Source organism: Cupriavidus sp. 01L45 (assembly GCF_056399885.1).
In genome coordinates this window covers 1-20,734 of the sequence record NZ_JBFTSG010000082.1, presented here as the reverse complement: position 1 = coordinate 20,734, position 20,734 = coordinate 1, and the positions used below count along the sequence as shown (strand labels likewise).

The window sequence follows — 20,734 nt, the reverse complement described above, 5'->3', positions numbered from 1 at the left end:
GGTTCACCGCGTTTGCTCAACTTCCGGAGACCTGCCATGAGCGCCACCCAGCCACCGTCCGAGGCCCGCCGCGTCAGCGTGGGCGATATCAGCCTCCAGGTTCGCATCGACGGGGGCGATGGCCCGTGGGTGATCCTGGCGCACGCGCTGGGTGCCAACCATACCTTGTGGGACGCCACCGCGCGCCACCTGGCGCCGCGCTATCGCGTGCTGCGCTACGACCTGCGCGGGCATGGCCAGAGCGATGCGCCGATCGGCGCCTATTCGATGATCCGCATGGCCGACGACGTGGCCGCCCTGATGGATGCGCTGGCGGTGCCGGAGGCGCATTTCGTCGGCGTCTCGGTTGGCGGCATGATCGGGCAGACGATGGCTGTGCGGTATCCGGAGCGGTTGCTGTCGCTTACGCTGGTGGATACCGTCAACCGTACCCCGCTGGATGCCCACCCGATGTGGCATGACCGCATCGGCCACGTGGAGGCGCACGGCATGGCGGGCGTGGCTGACAGCACGCTGGAGCGCTGGCTGAGCGCGCCGTACCGGGCCGCGCATCCGGAGGAGGCGCAGCGCGTGCGCGAAATGATCCTGTCCACGCCCGTGCATGGCTATGTGGGATCGGGGCAGGCCATCATGGCATTCGACCTGGCCGGGGCGATCGCACGCATTCATTGCCCCACATTGGTGGTAGTCGGCGAGGAGGATCAGGGCGCGCCTCCGGAGATGGCGCGCGAGATTGCCGCGACCATCCCCGGCGCGCGCCTGGAAGTGTTGCCCCGGGCGGCGCACCTTGCCCATCTCGAACAAGCCGAGCGTTTTCACGCAGTGCTCGACGCTTTCCTTGGTAATGCGGCTTGTGGGGCACAGTGCGAGGCGCCCTGATGCGATATCCGGTAATTTCCAGCAATATCTTTCGAACATAACTCAAGAACTTGCTGACAGCGCCGTTGCCCAATGTAGTGAGGGAACGCTTAATTCCTGCGGTTCGCCGAAGCAAGAATCTTGAAAACACGGCAAACACCCTCAGCTTGGAGGTGAAATCGCGGAGGGCAACCGGCCAGTGTGCCGGTAATCGGAAGAATCATTGGCCCGCCGCTTACCCATGACAGCCAGGAGGTATGCCATGCAAATGATCTACAACAGCGACAATTACTGCATTGTCGAGTTTGGTGCGGATGTCGAGCATGCGCCTCTTGCCTCTGGCGGCTATGAAATCGTCGACAAGAACCTGAAACGCGAGATTTTCCTCGGCGGCCAGATGGCCGAGAGCTTTCGCGCGGACGTGCAACGTCTGATCGAGAGCGAGCCGTCGGTGGAAGAGGTGGACGATTTCCTTGGCAAGTTCGACACCGTGATGGTTCAGCCGCTGGTGATGCACTAGGCTTGTAGCCGCCTCTGCCGGTTCCTCGCTCAAGGGCGGCCGGCGAGTGAAACGGAAACGAGAAGCCCGCGCAATGCGCGGGCTTCTCGTTTTCAAGGCGCCGGTCCCCGGCGTTCCCAGTGTCTCTCAGTATTGTTCCCAGGGCAGGCCAGCATGGCGCCAGCCGTTGAGCGTATTGCGATGGCGTTCGGCGTCCAGGTCGCCCTCGAAGCCGTGCAGGACATTGTAGACCGTGGAGAACCCCGCGCCCTCCAGCGCTCTCGCGGCCGCTGTCGAGCGGTTGCCGCTGCGGCAGATCAGCAGCACAGGGCGGGCCGACGCCTGCCCCGCCAGCTTCTTCACCGACTGCACAAAATGCGGATTCACCTCCCAGTCCGGGCCATCGTTCCAGGGCACGTTGTGCGCCCCTTTCGGGTGTCCCACGAAGAGGTATTCCATCTCGCTGCGGCAATCGATGAAGAGCGCATCGGGCGATTCGCTGAGCAGGGTTTGCGCGTCGCCGGGACTAAGGTGTTGCATGGGAAAGGCTTCTCGGTAATGGGAAGGTTCCCCAGTGTAGGGCCGGGCGGTGCTATGCGGCAACCCGCGAGCGCCTTCGCGCGCACTGGCCTGCCCGGGTCCGTTATTCCGCAAACCATTGATGCAACTGATAAAATCGGACTCTTTTCCCTTGCTGTCGAGCCCCACATGAGCGCCGCCCCACGTCCCGCCTCGCTTCCTCCCGCGCGCCCCTATACCCGGGCGGCCAACCTGCCGGCCCTGCTGCGCGAGCGCATCCTGATCCTGGACGGTGCCATGGGCACCATGATCCAGCGCTACAAGCTGACCGAGGCGGACTACCGCGGCGAACGCTTCGCCGGGCACCATGTCGACGTCAAGGGCAACAACGAACTGCTGTTGCTGAGCCGCCCGCAGGTCATCAGCGAGATCCACGAGCAGTACCTGGCCGCCGGCGCCGACCTGATCGAGACCAACACCTTCGGTGCCACGGCCGTGGCGCAGGAAGACTACAAGATGGCGGACCTGGCGTACGAGATGAACGTCGTCGCCGCCAGGCTGGCGCGCGAAGCCTGCGACAAGTACAGCACGCCGGACAAGCCGCGCTTCGTGGCCGGCGCCTTCGGCCCCACGCCCAAGACCGCCAGCATCTCGCCGGACGTCAACGACCCGGGCGCGCGCAACGTGACTTTCGAGGAACTGCGCCATTCGTACTACGAGCAGGGCAAGGGTTTGCTGGAAGGCGGCGCAGACGTGTTCCTGGTGGAAACCATCTTCGACACGCTCAACGCCAAGGCCGCGTTGTTCGCCATCGACCAGCTGTTCGAGGACACTGGCGAGCGCCTGCCCGTGATGATCTCCGGCACCGTGACCGATGCCTCCGGCCGCATTCTGTCGGGCCAGACCGTCGAAGCGTTCTGGAACAGCCTGCGCCACGCCCGCCCGATCACCTTCGGCCTGAACTGCGCGCTGGGCGCCACGCTGATGCGCCCGTACATCGCCGAACTGGCCAAGATCTGCGACGCGGCCGTGTCGTGCTACCCCAATGCCGGCTTGCCCAACCCGATGAGCGATACCGGCTTCGACGAAACCCCGGAGGTCACGTCGTCGCTGGTGGAAGAGTTCGCCGCGTCCGGCCTGGTCAACCTGGTGGGCGGCTGCTGCGGCACCACGCCCGAGCACATCGCCGCCATCGCGCGGAGCGTGGCCAGCAAGAAGCCGCGCGCCTGGCCTGGCCAGTACCGCGACGGCGACGACCGTGCCGCCGCCTGAACATGCATCGCGAGCCCACAGAACAAGATCAAGCCATGACCAACGATACCCTGCCGTCGCGCCCGATGCGCCTGTCCGGCCTCGAGCCTTTCACCATCGATGAGGACACGCTCTTCGTCAACGTCGGCGAGCGTACCAACGTCACCGGCTCCAAGGCCTTCGCCCGCATGATCCTCAACGGCCAGTTCGACGAGGCGCTGGTGGTGGCCCGCCAGCAGGTCGAGAACGGCGCGCAGATCATCGATATCAACATGGACGAGGCCATGCTGGACTCGAAGGCCGCCATGGTGAGGTTCCTCAACCTGATCGCCTCCGAGCCCGATATCGCGCGCGTGCCCATCATGCTGGACTCGTCCAAGTGGGAAGTGATCGAGGCCGGCCTGCAATGCGTGCAGGGCAAGCCCGTGGTGAACTCGATCTCGCTCAAGGAGGGGGAGGAGCAGTTCCGTCATCACGCCGAGCTGATCCGCCGCTATGGCGCCGCTTCCGTGGTGATGGCCTTCGACGAGCAGGGCCAGGCCGATACCTTTGCCCGCAAGACCGAGATCTGCAAGCGCAGCTACGACATCCTGGTCAACGAAGTCGGCTTCCCGCCGGAAGACATCATCTTCGACCCGAACATTTTCGCGGTGGCGACCGGCATCGAGGAGCACAACAATTACGCGGTGGACTTCATCGAGGCCACCGCCTGGATCAAGCAGAACCTGCCGTACGCCAAGGTCAGCGGCGGCGTGTCCAACGTGTCGTTCTCCTTCCGCGGCAACGATGCCGTGCGCGAGGCCATCCACACCGTGTTCCTGTACCACGCCATCAAGGCGGGCATGGACATGGGCATCGTCAACGCCGGCCAGCTCGGCGTGTACGACCAGCTCGACCCCGAACTGCGCGAGCGCGTGGAAGACGTGGTGCTCAACCGCCGCGAGGACAGTACCGATCGCCTGCTGGAGATCGCCGACCGCTACAAGGGCGGCGGCGCGAAGAAAGAAGAAAACCTGCTGTGGCGCGGCACCCCGGAGAATCCGGTGCCGGTGGCCGACCGCTTGTCGCACGCGCTGGTGCATGGCCTGACCACCTTCATCGTGGAAGACACCGAGGAAGTGCGCCAGCACGTGGAAGCGCGCGGCGGCCGCACGATCGAGGTGATCGAAGGCCCGCTGATGGATGGCATGAATATCGTGGGCGACCTGTTCGGCGCCGGCAAGATGTTCCTGCCGCAGGTGGTCAAGAGCGCTCGCGTGATGAAGCAGGCCGTGGCTCACCTGCTGCCCTACATCGAAGAAGAGAAGCGCCTGCTGGCCGAGGCCGGCGGCGACGTCAAGGCACGCGGCAAGATCGTCATCGCCACCGTCAAGGGCGACGTGCACGACATCGGCAAGAACATCGTCTCGGTGGTGCTCCAGTGCAATAACTTCGAAGTGGTCAACATGGGCGTGATGGTCCCGTGCAACGAGATCCTGGCGCGCGCCAAGGTCGAGGGCGCGGACATCGTCGGTCTGTCCGGGCTGATCACGCCGTCGCTCGAGGAAATGGCCTACGTCGCTTCCGAGATGCAGCGCGACGACTACTTCCGCATCAAGAAGATCCCGCTGCTGATCGGTGGCGCCACCACCTCGCGCGTGCATACCGCGGTCAAGATCGCGCCGCACTACGAAGGCCCGGTGGTCTACGTGCCGGACGCCTCGCGCTCGGTCAGCGTGGCGTCGAGCTTGCTGTCCGACGAGGGCGCGACCAGGTACCTGGACGAGCTGAAGACCGACTACGAGCGCATCCGCCACCAGCACGCCAACAAGAAGGCCACGCCGATGGTGTCGCTGGCGAAGGCCCGCGCCAACAAGACGCCGGTGGACTGGAACGCCTACGTGCCACCCAAGCCGAAATTCATCGGTCGTCGCATCTTCCGCAACTACGACCTGACCGAGCTGGCCAACTACATCGACTGGGCGCCGTTCTTCCAGACCTGGGACCTGGCCGGCAAATTCCCCGACATCCTCAATGACGAGATCGTCGGCGAATCCGCCCGCCGCGTGTTCTCGGACGGCAAGGCCATGTTGTCGCGCCTGATCCAGGGCCGCTGGCTGACGGCCAACGGCGTGCTGGCGCTGCTGCCGGCCAACACCGTCAACGACGACGATATCGAGATCTACACCGACGAGACCCGCAGCCAGGTCGCGCTGACCTGGCACAACCTGCGCCAGCAGAGCGAGCGTCCGGTGATCGACGGCGTGATGCGGCCCAACCGGTGCCTCGCCGATTTCGTCGCGCCCAAGGACAGCGGCGTCGCGGACTACATCGGCGTGTTCGCCGTCACCGCCGGCATCGGCGTGGACAAGAAGGAAGCGCAGTTCGAGGCCGACCACGACGACTACAGCGCGATCATGCTCAAGTCGCTGGCCGACCGCCTGGCCGAAGCCTTCGCCGAATGCCTGCACGAACGCGTGCGCAAGGATCTGTGGGGCTACGACGCCGGCGAGGTGCTGACCAACGAGCAACTGATCGCCGAAAGCTATCGCGGCATCCGTCCGGCCCCGGGCTATCCGGCCTGCCCGGAACACACCGTCAAGGGCCCGATGTTCGACTATCTCAATACGGCCGAGATCGGCATGGGCATCACCGACTCGCTGGCGATGACGCCCGCGGCCTCGGTGAGCGGCTTTTACCTGGCGCATCCGGAGTCCACGTACTTCTCCGTGGGCAAGATCGGACAGGACCAGCTCGACGACATGGTGGCGCGCCGTGGCGAAGAACGCAGCGTGCTGGAGCGCGCGCTCGCGCCTAACCTGTAACCGCATGCGTGCGGCGGCGGCGGCGTTTTGTGCCCCCGCGCCGCCGCAAGCCGTTGGGCAAGCAGGGAAAAGCTTCTCCGGGCCTGCCGATGTGACTTTGTAAGTTCTTCACCACTCCTTACAAGGCATTACATCTCCTAACAGACCGCGCGGCTCCGCATCCCTAGACTGAGGGCTCACATCAAGTGAACACCGCAGCGAATGTTTCGCGGCGGCGCAAACTGCCAGGAGCCTCTCAATGAATAAACTGCTGATCTCCCTTTCCGCTCTCTCGATCGCTGCCGCTTCCTCGCTGGCCATGGCGCAAGGTACCGGCGTTGATGCGAAGGCTGGTGCCACCGGCGCCATCTCGGCGCCCGCGGTCAGCGCGCCCGCAGACAAGGGTGCGGCGGCTGGCGCAGGCGTGAACGCCGGCCTGGACGCCAAGGCAGACGCTGCTACCGGCGCGCAGGCAAAGCCCACCGCCAAGACCAAGAAGCACACCAGCCACGCCAAGAGCAAGAAGGGCGAAGCCGCGGCCGACACCAGCGCGGCCGCCGATACCGGCGCGGCGACCAAGGTCCAGTAAGCCTGGGCCGGCAAGCCTGGAGCGCGCCGAGCGGTGCGCGGCCGGGCTGGAACGAAAGGGACGGGTTCAACCCGTCCCATTTTCGTTCGCGCGGCCTGCACCGGGCGTGTCAGCCTTACACCGACATTCGCGCGGCTTTGCAAGCTCTACAATGCATTAGCCCCGCCGCTCCCGAGAGCTGGGGCATCCATGCCCAGGGAGAATCCCATGATTCGCGTTTTGATCGCCGACGATCACCAGATCGTGCGCGCTGGTCTGCGCCAGTTCATTGCCGACGAGCCCGATATCCGGGTGGAAGGGGAAGCTGCCAGCGGCGACGAAGTGATGACGCGCCTGCGTGAGCTCGAGTTCGATGTCGTGGTACTCGATATCTCGATGCCCGATCGCAATGGCATCGACGTGCTCAAGCTGCTGCGCCAGCGGCATCCCGACCTTCCGGTGCTGATCCTTTCCACCTATCCGGAAGACCAGTACGCCATCAACCTGATTCGCGCCGGCGCGTCCGGCTACCTGACCAAGGAAAGCGCGCCTGACGACCTGGTCAAGGCGATCCGCACCGTGGCCCAGGGCCGGCGCTATGTCAGCGCGAACGTGGCGGACCTGCTCATTGGCGGGCTGGATAAGCCGACCAATCAGCCGCTGCACCAGACCTTGTCCAAGCGCGAGTTCCAGATTTTCTGCAAGCTTTCGCGCGGCCAGTCGGTCTCGGTGATCGCCGAGGAACTGTTCCTGAGCGTCAAGACGGTAAGCACGTACCGCTCGCGCATTCTCGAAAAGATGGGCATGAAGACCAATGCCGACCTGACCTACTACGCCATCAAGAACGGTCTGGTGGAGTAGGCGGCGCGGGCGCGATGCCCATTCCCCTGCGTTTGCTATCCTGCGTGGCCCGCCTCCGGATGCCGCCCGCGGTGGCCCTGCAAGCCGTGGATGCGGCGTTGCCGGAACGGAAATCCCCCGCCCGCGCGGCGCCGCTGTAGGACGGACGCCGATAGTTTCTCTCCATACTCTGTTGCTACCATTAAGTCATGTTGGATCAAGCCGCAGCCCCTTCGTATCGAGCGCTGCGGGTCCTGCTAATCGAGGACTCGGCGGTCTTGCGAGGTATGTTGCTTGAATACCTGAGCGCATTCCCGTTTGTCGAGACTGTCGATTGGGCGGATACCGAAAGCTCGGCGCTGCGCCTCTACGAGGCGGGCAAGTACGAGGTCGTCATCGTCGATCTGCAATTGCGGCAAGGCAATGGCATCAATGTACTTCGTGCCATGCAGAAGACCCACGCATCTGGCATCCGCATCGTGTACACCAATCACGCCCAGGTGCCCACTTACCGGCGCCAGTGCACCGAGGCCGGGGCGGACTATTTTTTCGACAAGTCGCTCGAACTTGAGCAGGTGTTCCGCGTCATCGAGGAATACGCGCAGTCGGGCGATTGAATTGTTCGCGTTCTTGTCTTGGGACGGTGGCATTGGATGACGCATCAGATCAGTCCGGCAGTACCGGTAGTCCCTATCGCGGCCATGCCGCGTCAACCTAGAGCAAGGAGAAGATCATGAGAAAGCTGATGGCGCTGTGTGCCCTGGCGGTTGTCGTCCTGGTGACCGGTTGCAACACGATGGCCGGCGCCGGCAAGGATATCGAAAAGGGCGGCGAGAAGGTGCAAGGCGCCGCCGAGAGCACCAAGCAGAAAATGTAAGGCGCGAATCGCTGCGCCCGGACGGGCACGGCAAAGCAAAAGGGGCTCCGCGGGGCCCCTTTTTGCTTTGGCTGGCCGTATTACGGCCCAGTATCCTGGCCCTGCTGGCGCGGCGCCTCGCCGCCGGGCGTGGCCGTGGGTGTGCCGGCTGGCGTGCTTGCGGCCATGCTCGCCGGGGCGACCACCGGCGTATCCGGCGGCGCACTTTCAGGCTCATGATCGCCGAAATCGTCATCTTCCTCGCGCGGCGGCGCTACGATGGCATCGGTGAGCGGCACCTCGACCCGGATGGTCACGCCGGCGCCGGCCTCCGAGCGGATGTCCAGCGTGCCGCCCAGCGCAATCACGCGCTGCTCCATGCCCAGCAGGCCGTGGTGGCCAACGCTGCGCCGCGATTCGAAGTCCGCCGGCAGCCCGCGCCCGTTGTCGCTCACGGTCAGCAGAAGCACGCCGTCGGCGCAATCCAGCGTAATGGCCACGCGCCTGGCATCGGCATACTTGCTCGCGTTGGTCAGCGACTCCTGCACGATACGGTAAAGCGCGATGGCTGCGTCGTCGCGCAGCGGCGGCACCGCTTCGGCAAGCTGCACATCCGAGTCCCACTGGTTGCGCGCGGCGACCTCCTCCACCAACTGGCCGATGGCTTCCTTCAGGCCCAGGTTGAGCAGCACCGTGGGGCGCAGGTCTTCGATCAGGCGCCGCTTGATCTGGATGCCCTGGTCGACATGCAGCATCACGCGGGTGAGTTTTTCCGCCACGTCGGGATGGGATTCCTGTATGCGGCGGCGCACCCAGTGCATATCGAGCTTGGTGGCGGTCAGGATGGCGCCGAGTTCGTCGTGCAGCTCGCGCGCCAGCCGCGTCTTCTCGTCCTCGGTAACACGTTGCAGGTGAGAGGCCAGTGCCGATAGCTGGCGGGTGCGCGCGCGCACCATGCTGTCCAGACGCGCGCTTTCTTCTTCCAGCTCGCTGCGCGCGGCTTCCGATACCGCCATGCGCCGCGAATGCTGCAAGCCCACCACGATCAGCAGCACGATATTGATGGCGGTCAGCAGGCCAATGCCGTAACGCGACAGCGCGAGGTCGCGGTCGGCATACTCCAGGCTTTGCGACACCGATCCGGCTTCGCGCTGGAGCAGTGCCTCCAGCCCGCGCCGCGCGTTGTCCATGGTCTGCTTGCCGAAGTCGGTGCGCACCAGGTCCAGCGCCACTTCCACGTCGCGCTTGCCGTAGATCAGCGTCAGGTCCATCTCGGTCAGCTTGCGGTTGACGGCGGTAGACGCCTGCGTGAACAGCTGGAGCGCTTCCGCGTCGTCCGCGTAGCGGTTGCGCAGTGCGCTCATCAGCGCATTGATGCGGGGCAATGCCTGGTAATAGGGTTGCAGGTAGCTCTCCTTGCCTGTCAGCAGGAAGCCGCGCTGGCCCGCCTCGGCATTGACCAGCTCGCCAAGCAGTGCGGTGATCTGGCCCTGCACCTGCTGCGACTGGATCACCTGCGTATATCCCTGTCGCAAGCGGATGTTGCCCGCCTCGGAGGCGATCAGCACCACTACGGTAAGCACGATGCCGCCCGCTAGCAGCAAAGTGGAGCGCAACATTGACTGCTTGAACATTGTCGTTTCCCGAAAACGGGTGCCTGGCCGGTGGGCGTTCCCGCGCCGCGTGGCGCGGGGCGAGGTCCGGGCCAGGCATGCACCCTGTCGGCGTCGATGGAAGCACATCGACGGCCCCCGGTCAACCTGCAGTGCGCGGCCGCTGCGCGCGAGGCCGCGCCAATCCGGATCCTGTAGGAATTGGCTGACAAGGGAATCGGTGCGCCATCGGTGTCTGCGCGGCGAGGCGGTTTCTACCATGTAGCCATGACCTTGCGCGGTCTCGCGCAAGCCAGCGAGGGAAGAGGGAGAACGTCAATGCTGAAATGGGCGCTTATTTTCGCTGTGGTTTCCGTGGTCGCCGGCCTGCTTGGATTTACAGGTATCGCTGCCGGCGCCGCCGGCATTGCCAAGATCCTGTTCTTCATCTTCCTGGTGCTGTTCGTACTGTTCCTTGTCCTGGGCGTGACCGTGTTCAAAGCGGTGAAATAGCCAGGCGCCAGGTGCTGCCACTTGCCAGGCCCGCGCCGCGTGGCGCGGTAGCGCAATTCACTTAGGGAGCCATCACCATGTTGCACTACGCAGTCGTGTTCTTTGTCATCGCCCTGATTGCCGCCGTGTTCGGCTTTGGGGGCATCGCAGCAGGCGCGGTCGAAATCGCCAAGATCCTGTTCTTCATCTTCCTGGTGGTCGCCCTTGTGACCTTCGTGATCGGCCTGGTCAGGCGCTAGGCGGAGGCGGAGCACAGCACGAACGGAATCACAGAGCGTCCTCAGACGAAACGGAGATAAGACGATGCTGACCAACAACCCGAAGGTCCGAAAGGAAGTGAACCACCTGGCCGATAGTGCCGAGAGCACGGTCCGCCAGATCAGGCATGCCGCGCGCGATACCCGCGATGCTGCGGGGCCGGTTGCCGGCGAGGTCAGGGCACTGATCGCGCAACTCGAGCAAACCATGGAAGTGCTGGGGCGCGAAGGCTCGTCCGAAGCCGTGCAGGCAGGACGCCGGCTGCATGAGCGCACGCGTGCACTGGGCGGCCACCTGCGCCGCGCCACGCTGGATGGCGCAAGCCGGGCACGAGAGCGCGTCGACCACGCCGTGGACGGCGTTCAGCAGAGCGTGGCTGCATCGCCACTGAAGGCGATCGGCATAGCAGCGGCTGTGGGCGCATTCGTCGGTTTGCTGCTGGCTGCCAACGGACGCAACAGAGAGGACTGATGCGCCGCGTCCGACCGCACCGAAGCACGCACTGAAACAGGTCGAAGCCCATCGTAATTGCGCAGGCCTGGCAGAGCCCATTCCCCCAATCCCACAGGAGCATGATCGCCATGGACACCCCGGTTACAGAGAAGCCCGCCGTCGGCAAAGGCAAGAACCAGCAGTCCCGGAACGAGAAAGGCGTGAGCGGCGGCTTCCTGTCCGACGTCAAGACATTGCGCGAGCGCGCCCGCAAGCATATGGAGGATGGCGCCGTCACGCAGGACTACGGCGCGGACCGCACTACCGTGCTGAAGCTCCTCAACGAGGCGTTGGCCACCGAACTGGTCTGCGTACTGCGCTACCGGCGCCACTACTTCATGGCCAAGGGAATTCACGCCGAGCCGGTTGCCGCCGAGTTCAAGGTCCACTCCGACGAAGAACAGGGCCATGCCGACCGCATCGCGGCGCGCATCGTACAGCTTGGCGGGGCGCCCGATTTTTCGCCGGACACCCTGTCGGCGCGTAGCCACTCCGAATACGTCGAGGCCGGATCGTTGACCGACATGATCAGGGAAAACCTGGTGGCCGAGCGTATTGCCATCGAGAGCTATCGGGAGATGGTGCAGTACATGGGCGATCGCGATCCGACCACGCGCCGCATGCTGGAAGAAATCCTTGCAGTCGAGGAAGAGCACGCGGACGAACTTGCGGACTTGCTGGTCAAGGGCTAGCAATCCGGCGCCGTTAGTGATTCATGCGCCTCATCGAATAAAGCGATTCTTCCCCCTTCCGGATCGACTCCCTGATCCGGCGCGCCCGGCCAGGAACATTGGCCGGGCCATTTTTATGTCAATCCGGGATTTCGGGCGGAGGGGGGAGGCGGTGCGAGGGCGAAGCTAGAATGCGCCGCCAGCGGAAAGGGTGCCGGCGGCAAGGGCACTGCCGCGGCGGGGGCGCCGCCAGGCGGCGCCTGCCTCCGCTACTATGGGCTGTTCAGGTCCGGTGCGGCGCCTACACGCCCCACATGACCTCGGTGTTCTCGCGCAGGGAAGCGCGCAGCATGTCGAGGAATGGGTAGGCCCGCTGGCCCAGGTGCAAGGGCTCCTCCTCCTGGTCCTCCTCCTGCTTGCCCGGTGATACCGACGACTCGGCCGGGTGCACCTTCTTGGCGTCCGTCACCGCGGCTTCCAGTTTGTGGATGCAGCGGGGCAGTTCCTCGGTGGTGATCACCCCGCGCTCTCCCAGGTGCTTGCCGATAATCCCCAGGAGCGTGACGGCAAGATCCCTCATCATGATGAGGTCTTGCGACGCGTGGGATTTGAAGGTGATCAGCATGATTTATCCTTTCCTTGGCGTACAGCGAAGTACATGACCGCGCGGCTTGTCCGGGACTCGGTCCAGGGGGCGCAACGGCCGGTTTCAGGCCCGCTGCATGATGTCAGCATAGCACCTGATAAAATTCCGCGTTCTGCAATTCATTGCCTGCCACGCGGCGCGGCCTCCACATGCCGCCCGTGACGGTGCCGCCGCTTCCGGACCGCCGCGGCGGCACCAGACAACCGCCTCAGGGCCACGACATCCATGCTGCCAGTTCAGACCACCAACCTTGCCGCTGCGTTCAACGACGCGGTGCGCGCACTCGCTCCGGCCGACGCCGCCCTGCCCGCTGCCACCTTCGAACGCCCCAAGGTGGCCGCCCACGGCGACCTGGCCTGCAACCTCGCCATGCAGGTTGCCCGCTCGCTCAAGCGCAACCCGCGCGAGCTGGCCCAGCAGATTGTCGATGCGGTCAAGGCCGATGCGCGTACCGCCGGCCTGGTGGCCGGGCTTGAGATTGCCGGTCCCGGCTTTATCAACCTGCGCCTGACGCCGGCCGCCAAGGCCGACGTGCTGCGCGCGGTGCTCGAGCAGGGCAACCGCTATGGTGCCCAGGAGCAGGGCGCGCGCGGCAAGGTGCTGGTCGAGTTCGTCTCGGCTAACCCGACCGGTCCGCTGCACGTGGGCCACGGCCGCCAGGCGGCGCTGGGCGATGCGCTTGCCAACCTGCTGGACTGGCAGGGTTTCGCCGTGCACCGCGAGTTCTATTACAACGACGCCGGCGTGCAGATCCAGACCCTGGCGACCTCCGTGCAGGCGCGTGCCCGCGGCCTCAAGCCGGGAGATGCCGGCTGGCCTGAATCGGCCTACAACGGCGACTATATCGCCGACATCGCCGCCGACTTCCTGGCCGGCAAGACCGTGCGCGCATCCGACGGCGACGCCGTGAYGGCCTCCGGCAACGTCGAGGACATCGAGTCGATCCGCAAGTTTGCCGTGGCCTACCTGCGCAACGAGCAGGACATCGACCTGCGGGCGTTCGGCGTCAAGTTCGACCGCTACTACCTGGAATCGTCCCTCTACAGCGACGGCAAGGTAGAGGCCACGGTGAAATCGCTGGTGGACAAGGGCAAGACCTACGAGAACGAGGGCGCGCTGTGGCTGCGCACCACCGACGACGGCGACGACAAGGACCGCGTCATGCGCAAGGGCGACGGCACCTATACCTACTTCGTGCCGGACGTGGCCTACCACACCAGCAAGTGGGAGCGCGGCTTCACCAAGGTCATCAACGTGCAGGGCAGCGACCACCACGGCACCATCGCGCGCGTGCGCGCGGGACTGCAAGGGCTGGAAATCGGCATCCCCGTGGGCTACCCCGACTACATCCTGCACAAGATGGTCACCGTCATGAAGAACGGCGAGGAGGTCAAGATCTCCAAGCGCGCCGGTTCCTATGTGACCGTGCGCGACCTGATCGAATGGAGCAACGGCGCGGAAGGCGGCGAGACCATCCGCGGCTGCCTGGAAGCCGGCGTGGCGGACTGGCCCGAGCACTTCACGCGCGGGCGCGATGCGGTGCGCTTCTTCCTGCTGTCGCGCAAGGCGGACACGGAATTCATTTTCGATGTCGACCTCGCGCTCAAGCAGAACGACGAGAACCCGGTGTATTACGTGCAGTACGCCCATGCCCGGATCTGCTCGATCTTCGAATCCTGGGGCGGCGCCGACTGGGAAGCCAAGCTTCCCGCGCTGGCCGGCGCCGACCTGGCGCCCGTGACCGGCCCCGATGCCACCCCGCAGGCGCTCGCGCTGGGCCAGCGCCTGGCCGATTTCCCGGACATGCTGGCGGCGGCGGCGGACGAACTGGCGCCGCACGCGGTCGCCTTCTACCTGCGGGACGTGGCGGGCGATTTCCATGCCTTCTATAACTCCGACCGCGTGCTGGTGGATGACGAGGCCGTCAAGCTGGCCCGTCTGGCGATGCTGGCCGCGACGCGGCAGGTGTTGCGCAACGGGCTGGCGGTGATCGGTGTCTCGGCGCCGCAACGGATGTAAACGCCCCGCGCCGGGGGCTCCCCCCCTGGCACGGGCAAGCGTGTCGTCTTGACCACAGACAGTGATGCCGGGATTGGCGCAGGCTCTATAATCGCGCCATCACGCTAGAGGAATTCATGCAACAGCAACGCAAGCGCGCCCTGCGCAATGCCAGCCGCGCCCCGCAGCGCGGAGGTACGTTCCTGGGACTGGTGCTGGGCCTGATCGTCGGCCTGGCGATCGCGGTAGTGGTCGCCCTGTACATCACCAAGTCGCCGGCGCCATTCCAGCAAAAGGGCGCTCAGAAGCCGTCCGAGCCCGGCAATATCGTCAGCAACCTGCCGGCCCCGGCGCAGGAAGCCCCGACGGATCCCAACAAGCCGCTGTGGAGCAAGACGCCGGCCAAGCCCGTCGGGCCTGCCGCCGAGCCCGAGCAGCCCGCCGGTCCGGCGCCCACGGTGAAGCCGCCTGAGCGCCAGCCCCCGGTGGCCGCCAACCGGCCCGCCGAAAAACCGGCTGAGAAGCCGACCGAGAAGCCGACCGAGAAGCCCGCGGAAAAACCGGCCGAGAAGCCCGCGCAGAAACCGGCGGAAAAGGCCGCCGAGAAGCCGGCCGAGAAGCCCGTCGCCGACCCGATCGCCGAGATCGCCCAGGCCGATGCCAACAAGGTCGGCTACCTGCTGCAGGTGGGCGCCTTCCGTTCGCAGGACGACGCTGACCGCCAGAAGGCCAACCTGGCCATGCAGGGTTTCGAGGCCAAGGTGACCGAGCGCGACGTCAATGGTGTCAAGCTCTATCGCGTGCGCCTGGGGCCGTTCAACAAGATCGAAGATATGAACCGCGCGCGCGACCGGCTGCAGTCGTCGGGCTTCGAAGCTTCGGTGATCCGTTTTACCAAGCAGTAACAACCCGGGGCGTTCGCTGAACCGGAACGCCCCGCCGCTGTCATACGCTCATTGCCCATTTTCGAAAGCCGCGCCATATGAAGAAACTCGCCACCTTGTTCGCCACGCTGGTCGCTGTGACCGGTTTCCTGATGACCGCACCTGCCCAGGCAGCCACGCCCACCTCGGGCAAGGAATATCAGGTCCTGAAAGCGCCGCAGCCCGTCGCGCCGGGCAAGATCGAAGTGACCGAGTTCTTCTGGTACGGCTGCCCGCACTGCTWCGAYTTCGAGCCCGAGCTGGAAGCCTGGGTGAGCAAGCAAGGCAAGGACGTCGTGTTCAAGCGCGTGCCGGTGGCCTTCCGCGACGACCTGCTGCCGCACACCAAGATCTTCTATGCGCTGGAATCCCTCGGCAAGCTTGACGCCATGCACAGCAAGGTCTTCAGCGCCATGCACGTCGACCGCAAGCGCATGCTGGACCCGAACGAGATCGCCGACTTCATGGCCAAGAACGGCATTGACCGCAAGGCGTTCCTCGACGCCTACAACTCGTTCTCCGTGACCACCAACTCGCAACGCGCCAACAAGATCGCGGACGCCTACAAGATCGACGGCGTGCCGACCATCGTGGTGCAGGGCAAGTACGTGACCTCGCCGTCCATCGCCGGCACCAAGGGCGCGGCCATCCAGACCTTGGATTACCTTGTCGGCCAGGTCCGCGACAAGAAGATGTAAATTCCCTGCGGCGGCCAGCCCTGGCCGCCAGCGGTCGACCGGCACCGCCGGCGCCGGCGTGGCGCAGCGGCGTCCGGCCCGCGCCGGGATGGGGCTGTCGGCATGAACAGTGTTGCAGTTTCCCCAGGACCCACCCGATGCGAGCACTGAAAGTCTTTCTTACCGGCGCGTCGAGCGGACTCGGCCAGGCCCTGGCGCGCGAGTACGCCGCGCAGGGCGCCATCCTCGGACTGGTTGGCCGGCGCGAAGACGTGCTGCGCGAATTTGCCCGCAGCCTGCCCAACCCCAACGCCGTGCGCGTTTATGCCGCGGACGTGCGCGATGCCGCCGCCATGCAGCTCGCCGCTCAGGACTTCCTCGATCATTTTGGCTGTCCGGATGTGGTGATCGCCAACGCCGGCGTATCGGTCGGCACCGTGGCCAGCGAGCGCGAGGATCTTGAAGCTTTCCGCATGGTGATGGACACCAACTGGTTCGGCGTGCTCACTACCTTCCAGCCGTTCATGCAGCCCATGCGCGAGCGCGCTCCCGGCGCCGGCGGCTGGCGGGGCACGCTGGTCGGCATTGCCAGCGTGGCCGGCGTGCGCGGGCTGCCCGGCGGCGGCGCCTACAGCGCCTCCAAGTCCGCCGTGATCAAGCTGCTCGAAAGCCTGCGCCTGGAACAGCGCCGCGAGCGCATCCGCGTGGTCACCATCGCACCCGGCTATATCCGCACGCCGATGACCGAGCACAATCCCTATCGCATGCCTTTTCTGATGGATGCCGACGTATTCGCCCGCAAGGCGGTGCGTGCCATTGCCGCAGGCCGCCGCTTCGCCGTGCTGCCGTGGCAGATGGGCGTGGTGGCGTCCATCCTGCACCTGATGCCGCGCTGGCTTTACGATGCGCTTTTCTCGCGCGCGCCGCGCAAGCCGCGCAGCCAGGACAAGCAGTCATGACCTGGCAGGATGCCGCAGGCGTCTTGCATGGCCCCGCTGCCGGGGAGGTGCGTATCGCTTCGCTGGTGCCATCGGTGACGGAGCTGTTGTTTGCGCTGGGGCTGGGGCCGCAGGTGGTGGCGCGCACTGGCTTTTGCATTCATCCCGAGCCTGCCGTGCGTGCCGTTGCCAAGGTGGGCGGCACCAAGGATGTCAAGCTTGAGCGCCTGAGGGCGCTGGCGCCTACGCATGTGGTGGTCAATATCGATGAGAACCGCCGCGAGACGGTCGATGAGATCCGGGGGTTCGTTCCGCATGTGATCGTGACTCACCCGTGTGCGCCTGAGGATAATCTTGCGCTTTATCGCTTGCTTGGCGGCATTTTCGGCCGGGTTGCCGAAGCTGAGTCGCTATGCGAGGCGATGGAGTTCGAGCTGGCGCAGGTGCGTGGCCGGATTTGGCCCGGGCGCAAGGTGCTGTATGCGATCTGGCAGGATCCGTGGATGACGGTGTCCAGGGATACCTATATCAGTCGCATGCTGGCGTTGGTCAACTGGCAGACCTGGCCTTCGGCGCGAGCCATGCCGGAAGCCTGTGTCGACGGGGATTGCAGCCGGCCCAATACGGCGGACACCCGCTATCCGAGTTTTCGCTGGAGCGAGGGGCTGGTGCGGGAGATTGATCTGGTTTTGCTTTCCAGTGAGCCTTATCGGTTTACCGAGGCGCATGTGGATGCGCTGGAGCGGCAGATCGGGAAGGAGGTTTTGCTGATCGATGGGGAGATGGTTTCGTGGTATGGGAGTCGGGCTGTTGAGGGGGTTGGGTATTTGGCGCGGTTTGCGGCTGGCTGACTTCGAAGTTAAAGGCTTAAAGTCAAAGACAGTTTCACCACCCCTGCGGGGCGGCGACCTACTTTCTTGTCTTGCCAAGAAAGTAGGCAAAGAAGGCGCGCCGGATGGGGCGCCCCCCCCTCGCCCCATACGGCCTGGTACACCTTGATGGCTCGCTTCGCATTGCGCTGGGGGGCGGCCCGCCTTTCGGGCGCGCCACATGGCTACTGCCGGTTGGCTATGCTGTTTTCGGTCCGTATGCCTAGCCCGGGACCCCGATGTCAGGCCAACATCCTGAACCTGACTACGCCGTCGGCCCCGACTTCCCGGCTGACTTCCCCCGCGTGCCACAACAGGTGCAAGTGGGCCAGCGCTTCGCCCATCGCGAACGTCATCTGGTGAATATCAAATTGCCGCTTGAACATGACGCCGACGATGTCATGCGCATTGCACGGCTTTTCCGCGCAGGCCGCGCGCGTCTCGGCCAGGCGGTCTACATGGTGCTCGCGCAGTTGCCTGATCCGCGTATGCAGGTTCCGGAAGGGCTTGCCATGCGACGGGAGGATCAGCACATCCTCGGGCAGCGGCTCGTACTTGCCGAGGGAGTCCAGGTATAGCTTGAGCGGATTGGCTTCCGGTTCCATGTCGAACACGCTGACATTGGTGGAGATGCGCGGCAGCACCATGTCGCCGGAAATCAGCACATTGATGCCGGCGTTGTATAGCGCGACGTGTTCGGGCGCATGGCCAAAGCCGGTGATCACGCGCCAGCCGGACCTGGCGGGGTCGGTGCCGATATTGACGATATCGCCGTCCATCATGCGCCGGTACTGGGTGGGCAGGTCGGGCACCAGCGACGGGTAGTAGCTCTTGCGCGCGCGCAGCTTTTCCAGGCTGTCGGGGTCGGTCAGGCCGTGGCGGGCGAAGTGGCTGGCGGCGAAGTCGCCGCCGGCGTTGGAGCCAACGCCGCCCCCGCCACCCATCACGCGGGCGTTCATATAGTCGCCCAGGCTCATCCATAGCCGTGCGTCCCAGCGCTTGCACAGCCAGTGCGCCAGGCCGATGTGGTCGGGGTGGCAGTGCGTGGCCAGCACGCGCAGCACCGGCAGGCCTTCGAGTTCGTTGGCGAATATGGTTTCCCAGTGCGCCTTGATGGTGTCGTTGGTGACGCCGCAGTCGATGATGGTCCAGCCGTCTTGGCCGTCGATGCGGTCGCGTACCAGCCACAGGTTGATGTGGTCCAGCGCGAAGGGCAGGGGCATGCGGAGCCAGTAGACGCCAGGCGCGACTGCCTGCCGCGCGCCGCCTGCGGGCATGGTGTCGCCAAACGGATATTGGAGTTGGTGTTCGAGTGCGTTCATGGGGAGTCTCTCTCTCGTCCGAAGCCCTGTGCATGCGCTGCCGCATGCAGGCGGGCTTTCTCGTTGTCACGGTAGCCGTCGCAAAATGGCGATGCACGCCACGGTTGCCAGCCGCTTTGGTTGACGCTAACGTTAACGTCAACTGGAGCGGGCTTTTTCAATATTAAGCGAAAACTTCATTCTGTACCGAACGACCGTTCACTTTTTTACTGGGTCACCATGCCAGATTCGCCAGCCACGCCGACGTACACCATCACCGATCTCGCCCGCGAGTTCGATGTCACGCCCCGCGCTATCCGTTTCTATGAGGACCAGGGCTTGCTGTCGCCCGAGCGCGAAGGCCCGAGCGGGCGTAAGCGTGTCTATAACGGGCGCGAGCGCACCCGCCTGAAGCTCACGGTGCGGGGCAAGCGCCTGGGCCTGACGCTGAACGAAATCCGCGAGATCCTGGATCTCTACGAATCGCCGCGCGACACAGCACCGCAGCTCGAGCGCTTCCTGCACTCGCTGGCGCACCATCGCGGCACGCTGGAGCGCCAGCTCGAGGACCTGCAGGCGCAGCTTGCGGAAATCGATCAGCATGAACGGCATTGCCGGGCACTGCTGGCGGCCCAGACAGGTGCGGAAGGCCCTGCGGACGAGGCAAAAAGCGCCTGATGCGGCATTATCATTCGGTCTTTGGTGGATTTGATTGACGTTTACGTAAACGTAAATAGAATAGCTTCTCAGCCCATCGTCCGCGCCGGGCCTCTGCGTTGCCGGCCGGCGAACAAAAGGAAAGCCCATGCCTCTCGCCGTCGAATCCACTTCCTTGCCGGCCGCGCGCGCGGACGCGATCGCCACCAGCTTCGCCCGCCAGGGCCTGATGACCACCTTCGGCGCGGCGCTGACACGGGTGACGCGCGGCGAGGTCGAGATCGCCATGCCGTGGTCCGAGGGCGTGACCCAGCAGCACGGTTTCTTCCACGGTGGCGCCGTGGGGGCGCTGGCCGACAGTGCCTGCGGCTACGCGGCGCTGTCGATGGTTGGCGAGGGTGAGGCGGGGCTGACCGCGGAGTACAAGATCAACCTGCTGTCGCCGGCCAAGGGCGAGCGCCTGGTAGCGGTGGGCCGCGTGCTCAAGCCCGGCCGCACGCTGATCGTGGCGCAGGGCGATGTATTCACCGAGACCGCTGGCGTGCGCAAGGCGGTGGCCACCATGCTGATGACCTTGTGCGTGGTGCGCACGCTCGACCACGTCTGACACCTATCACCTATCACCTATCACCTATCACCCATCGCGGCGCAAGATCGCGAAACCCGTAAAACACGAGTAACAGAACCGAATCAGGAGACCGCCATGACCGACCTGCCAGGCCTGAAGTTCGACTTGGGCGAAGACATCGAGATGCTGCGCGAGTCCGTGCGCAACTGGGYGCAGGCCGAACTCGCTCCGCGCGCCGCGGAGATCGACCGCACCGACCAGTTCCCGATGGACGCCTGGAAGAAGATGGGCGATCTCGGCGTGCTCGGCATCACCGTGGCGGAGGAGTACACTGGGCGCAGGCCGAACTCGCTCCGCGCGCCGCGGAGATCGACCGCACCGACCAGTTCCCGATGGACGCCTGGAAGAAGATGGGCGATCTCGGCGTGCTCGGCATCACCGTGGCGGAGGAGTACGG

General features: G+C 65.0%; 23 protein-coding genes and 2 pseudogenes. 21 read left to right on the top strand and 4 right to left on the bottom strand.

The window, feature by feature from the left end; translation table 11 throughout:
* Positions 1-36 precede the first annotated feature (36 nt).
* Together pcaD and AC1DT6_RS37155 are read left to right on the top strand one after the other, a co-directional pair.
* Positions 37-879, top strand: a complete 843-nt coding sequence (gene pcaD / locus AC1DT6_RS37160) for a 3-oxoadipate enol-lactonase (protein ID WP_441636162.1) — start codon at positions 37-39, stop codon at positions 877-879.
* A gap of 241 nt (positions 880-1,120) precedes the next feature.
* On the top strand, positions 1,121-1,378 hold the full coding sequence (locus tag AC1DT6_RS37155) for a BTH_I0359 family protein (protein ID WP_035859088.1): 258 nt from the start codon (positions 1,121-1,123) through the stop codon (positions 1,376-1,378).
* Between the two features lie 126 nt (positions 1,379-1,504).
* Here the strand turns inward: AC1DT6_RS37155 and AC1DT6_RS37150 are convergent, their stop codons facing one another.
* A complete protein-coding gene (locus AC1DT6_RS37150; RefSeq protein ID WP_006161304.1) occupies positions 1,505-1,897 on the bottom strand; it encodes a rhodanese-like domain-containing protein in 393 nt (130 codons plus the stop codon).
* Positions 1,898-2,065: 168 nt separating this feature from the next.
* On the opposite strand from AC1DT6_RS37150, the gene AC1DT6_RS37145 reads away from it, so the two are divergent.
* From AC1DT6_RS37145 to AC1DT6_RS37120, 6 genes are all read left to right on the top strand, one after another.
* Entirely contained in the window at positions 2,066-3,148 is a 1,083-nt protein-coding gene (locus AC1DT6_RS37145) for a homocysteine S-methyltransferase family protein (protein WP_035859084.1), read from the top strand.
* A gap of 35 nt (positions 3,149-3,183) precedes the next feature.
* The gene (gene metH, locus AC1DT6_RS37140) at positions 3,184-5,931 is read left to right on the top strand and encodes a methionine synthase (protein WP_441636165.1); all 2,748 of its coding nucleotides are present in this window, start codon (positions 3,184-3,186) and stop codon (positions 5,929-5,931) included.
* Positions 5,932-6,169: 238 nt separating this feature from the next.
* The gene (locus AC1DT6_RS37135; RefSeq protein WP_035859082.1) at positions 6,170-6,499 is read left to right on the top strand and encodes a hypothetical protein; all 330 of its coding nucleotides are present in this window, start codon (positions 6,170-6,172) and stop codon (positions 6,497-6,499) included.
* 207 nt (positions 6,500-6,706) lie between these two features.
* Positions 6,707-7,339, top strand: coding sequence for a response regulator (locus AC1DT6_RS37130; RefSeq protein WP_035859081.1), 633 nt, complete (start codon positions 6,707-6,709; stop codon positions 7,337-7,339).
* 188 nt (positions 7,340-7,527) lie between these two features.
* Entirely contained in the window at positions 7,528-7,935 is a 408-nt protein-coding gene (locus AC1DT6_RS37125) for a response regulator (protein WP_035859079.1), read from the top strand.
* Between the two features lie 116 nt (positions 7,936-8,051).
* Positions 8,052-8,195 (top strand): entericidin A/B family lipoprotein, encoded by a 144-nt coding sequence (locus tag AC1DT6_RS37120; protein ID WP_441636168.1) that lies wholly within the window; start codon positions 8,052-8,054, stop codon positions 8,193-8,195.
* 254 nt (positions 8,196-8,449) lie between these two features.
* Here the strand turns inward: AC1DT6_RS37120 and AC1DT6_RS37115 are convergent.
* Positions 8,450-9,808, bottom strand: a pseudogene (locus tag AC1DT6_RS37115) (CHASE3 domain-containing protein); the annotation flags it as partial.
* A gap of 297 nt (positions 9,809-10,105) precedes the next feature.
* On the opposite strand from AC1DT6_RS37115, the gene AC1DT6_RS37110 reads away from it, so the two are divergent.
* The 4 genes from AC1DT6_RS37110 to AC1DT6_RS37095 all read left to right on the top strand — a co-directional run bounded on the left by AC1DT6_RS37110 (position 10,106) and on the right by AC1DT6_RS37095 (position 11,721).
* A complete protein-coding gene (locus AC1DT6_RS37110) occupies positions 10,106-10,279 on the top strand; it encodes a DUF1328 family protein (RefSeq protein WP_035859073.1) in 174 nt (57 codons plus the stop codon).
* 77 nt (positions 10,280-10,356) lie between these two features.
* On the top strand, positions 10,357-10,518 hold the full coding sequence (locus AC1DT6_RS37105; RefSeq protein WP_441636170.1) for a DUF1328 domain-containing protein: 162 nt from the start codon (positions 10,357-10,359) through the stop codon (positions 10,516-10,518).
* Positions 10,519-10,582: 64 nt separating this feature from the next.
* Positions 10,583-11,008 carry a glycine zipper domain-containing protein gene (locus AC1DT6_RS37100; RefSeq protein WP_441636172.1) on the top strand — a complete coding sequence of 142 codons (426 nt, stop codon included), beginning with the start codon at positions 10,583-10,585 and terminating at the stop codon, positions 11,006-11,008.
* A gap of 239 nt (positions 11,009-11,247) precedes the next feature.
* Positions 11,248-11,721, top strand: a complete 474-nt coding sequence (locus AC1DT6_RS37095) for a ferritin-like domain-containing protein (RefSeq protein WP_441636182.1) — start codon at positions 11,248-11,250, stop codon at positions 11,719-11,721.
* Positions 11,722-12,001: 280 nt separating this feature from the next.
* Here the strand turns inward: AC1DT6_RS37095 and AC1DT6_RS37090 are convergent, their stop codons facing one another.
* The gene (locus tag AC1DT6_RS37090; RefSeq protein ID WP_441636174.1) at positions 12,002-12,325 is read right to left on the bottom strand and encodes a DUF1840 domain-containing protein; all 324 of its coding nucleotides are present in this window, start codon (positions 12,323-12,325) and stop codon (positions 12,002-12,004) included.
* A 246-nt stretch (positions 12,326-12,571) separates the two neighbouring features.
* On the opposite strand from AC1DT6_RS37090, the gene argS reads away from it, so the two are divergent.
* From argS to AC1DT6_RS37065, 5 genes are all read left to right on the top strand, one after another.
* Positions 12,572-14,365, top strand: coding sequence for an arginine--tRNA ligase (gene argS / locus AC1DT6_RS37085; protein WP_477115417.1), 1,794 nt, complete (start codon positions 12,572-12,574; stop codon positions 14,363-14,365).
* A 116-nt stretch (positions 14,366-14,481) separates the two neighbouring features.
* Entirely contained in the window at positions 14,482-15,249 is a 768-nt protein-coding gene (locus AC1DT6_RS37080) for an SPOR domain-containing protein (RefSeq protein WP_441636178.1), read from the top strand.
* Between the two features lie 77 nt (positions 15,250-15,326).
* Positions 15,327-15,965, top strand: coding sequence for a thiol:disulfide interchange protein DsbA/DsbL (locus AC1DT6_RS37075; RefSeq protein WP_477115416.1), 639 nt, complete (start codon positions 15,327-15,329; stop codon positions 15,963-15,965).
* A gap of 137 nt (positions 15,966-16,102) precedes the next feature.
* Complete coding sequence (locus tag AC1DT6_RS37070; protein ID WP_441637513.1) at positions 16,103-16,903, top strand: SDR family oxidoreductase; 801 nt, start codon at positions 16,103-16,105, stop codon at positions 16,901-16,903.
* Positions 16,900-17,733, top strand: coding sequence for a helical backbone metal receptor (locus AC1DT6_RS37065; protein ID WP_441637515.1), 834 nt, complete (start codon positions 16,900-16,902; stop codon positions 17,731-17,733). Before AC1DT6_RS37070 ends, AC1DT6_RS37065 begins: the two co-directional genes overlap by 4 nt.
* A 260-nt stretch (positions 17,734-17,993) precedes the next feature.
* Here the strand turns inward: AC1DT6_RS37065 and AC1DT6_RS37060 are convergent, their stop codons facing one another.
* The gene (locus AC1DT6_RS37060) at positions 17,994-19,073 is read right to left on the bottom strand and encodes an MBL fold metallo-hydrolase (RefSeq protein ID WP_477104494.1); all 1,080 of its coding nucleotides are present in this window, start codon (positions 19,071-19,073) and stop codon (positions 17,994-17,996) included.
* A gap of 219 nt (positions 19,074-19,292) precedes the next feature.
* Between AC1DT6_RS37060 and AC1DT6_RS37055 the strand changes: the two genes are divergently transcribed.
* The 4 genes and pseudogenes from AC1DT6_RS37055 to AC1DT6_RS37040 all read left to right on the top strand — a co-directional run.
* Complete coding sequence (locus AC1DT6_RS37055; RefSeq protein WP_441637518.1) at positions 19,293-19,730, top strand: MerR family transcriptional regulator; 438 nt, start codon at positions 19,293-19,295, stop codon at positions 19,728-19,730.
* 127 nt (positions 19,731-19,857) lie between these two features.
* On the top strand, positions 19,858-20,316 hold the full coding sequence (locus AC1DT6_RS37050; protein WP_045243255.1) for a PaaI family thioesterase: 459 nt from the start codon (positions 19,858-19,860) through the stop codon (positions 20,314-20,316).
* Between the two features lie 96 nt (positions 20,317-20,412).
* Positions 20,413-20,613, top strand: a pseudogene (locus AC1DT6_RS37045) (acyl-CoA dehydrogenase family protein); the annotation flags it as partial.
* On the top strand, positions 20,553-20,734 hold a 182-nt coding region (locus tag AC1DT6_RS37040), incomplete at its 3' end, for an acyl-CoA dehydrogenase family protein (RefSeq protein WP_477115421.1). The pseudogene AC1DT6_RS37045 and the gene AC1DT6_RS37040, both read left to right, overlap by 61 nt.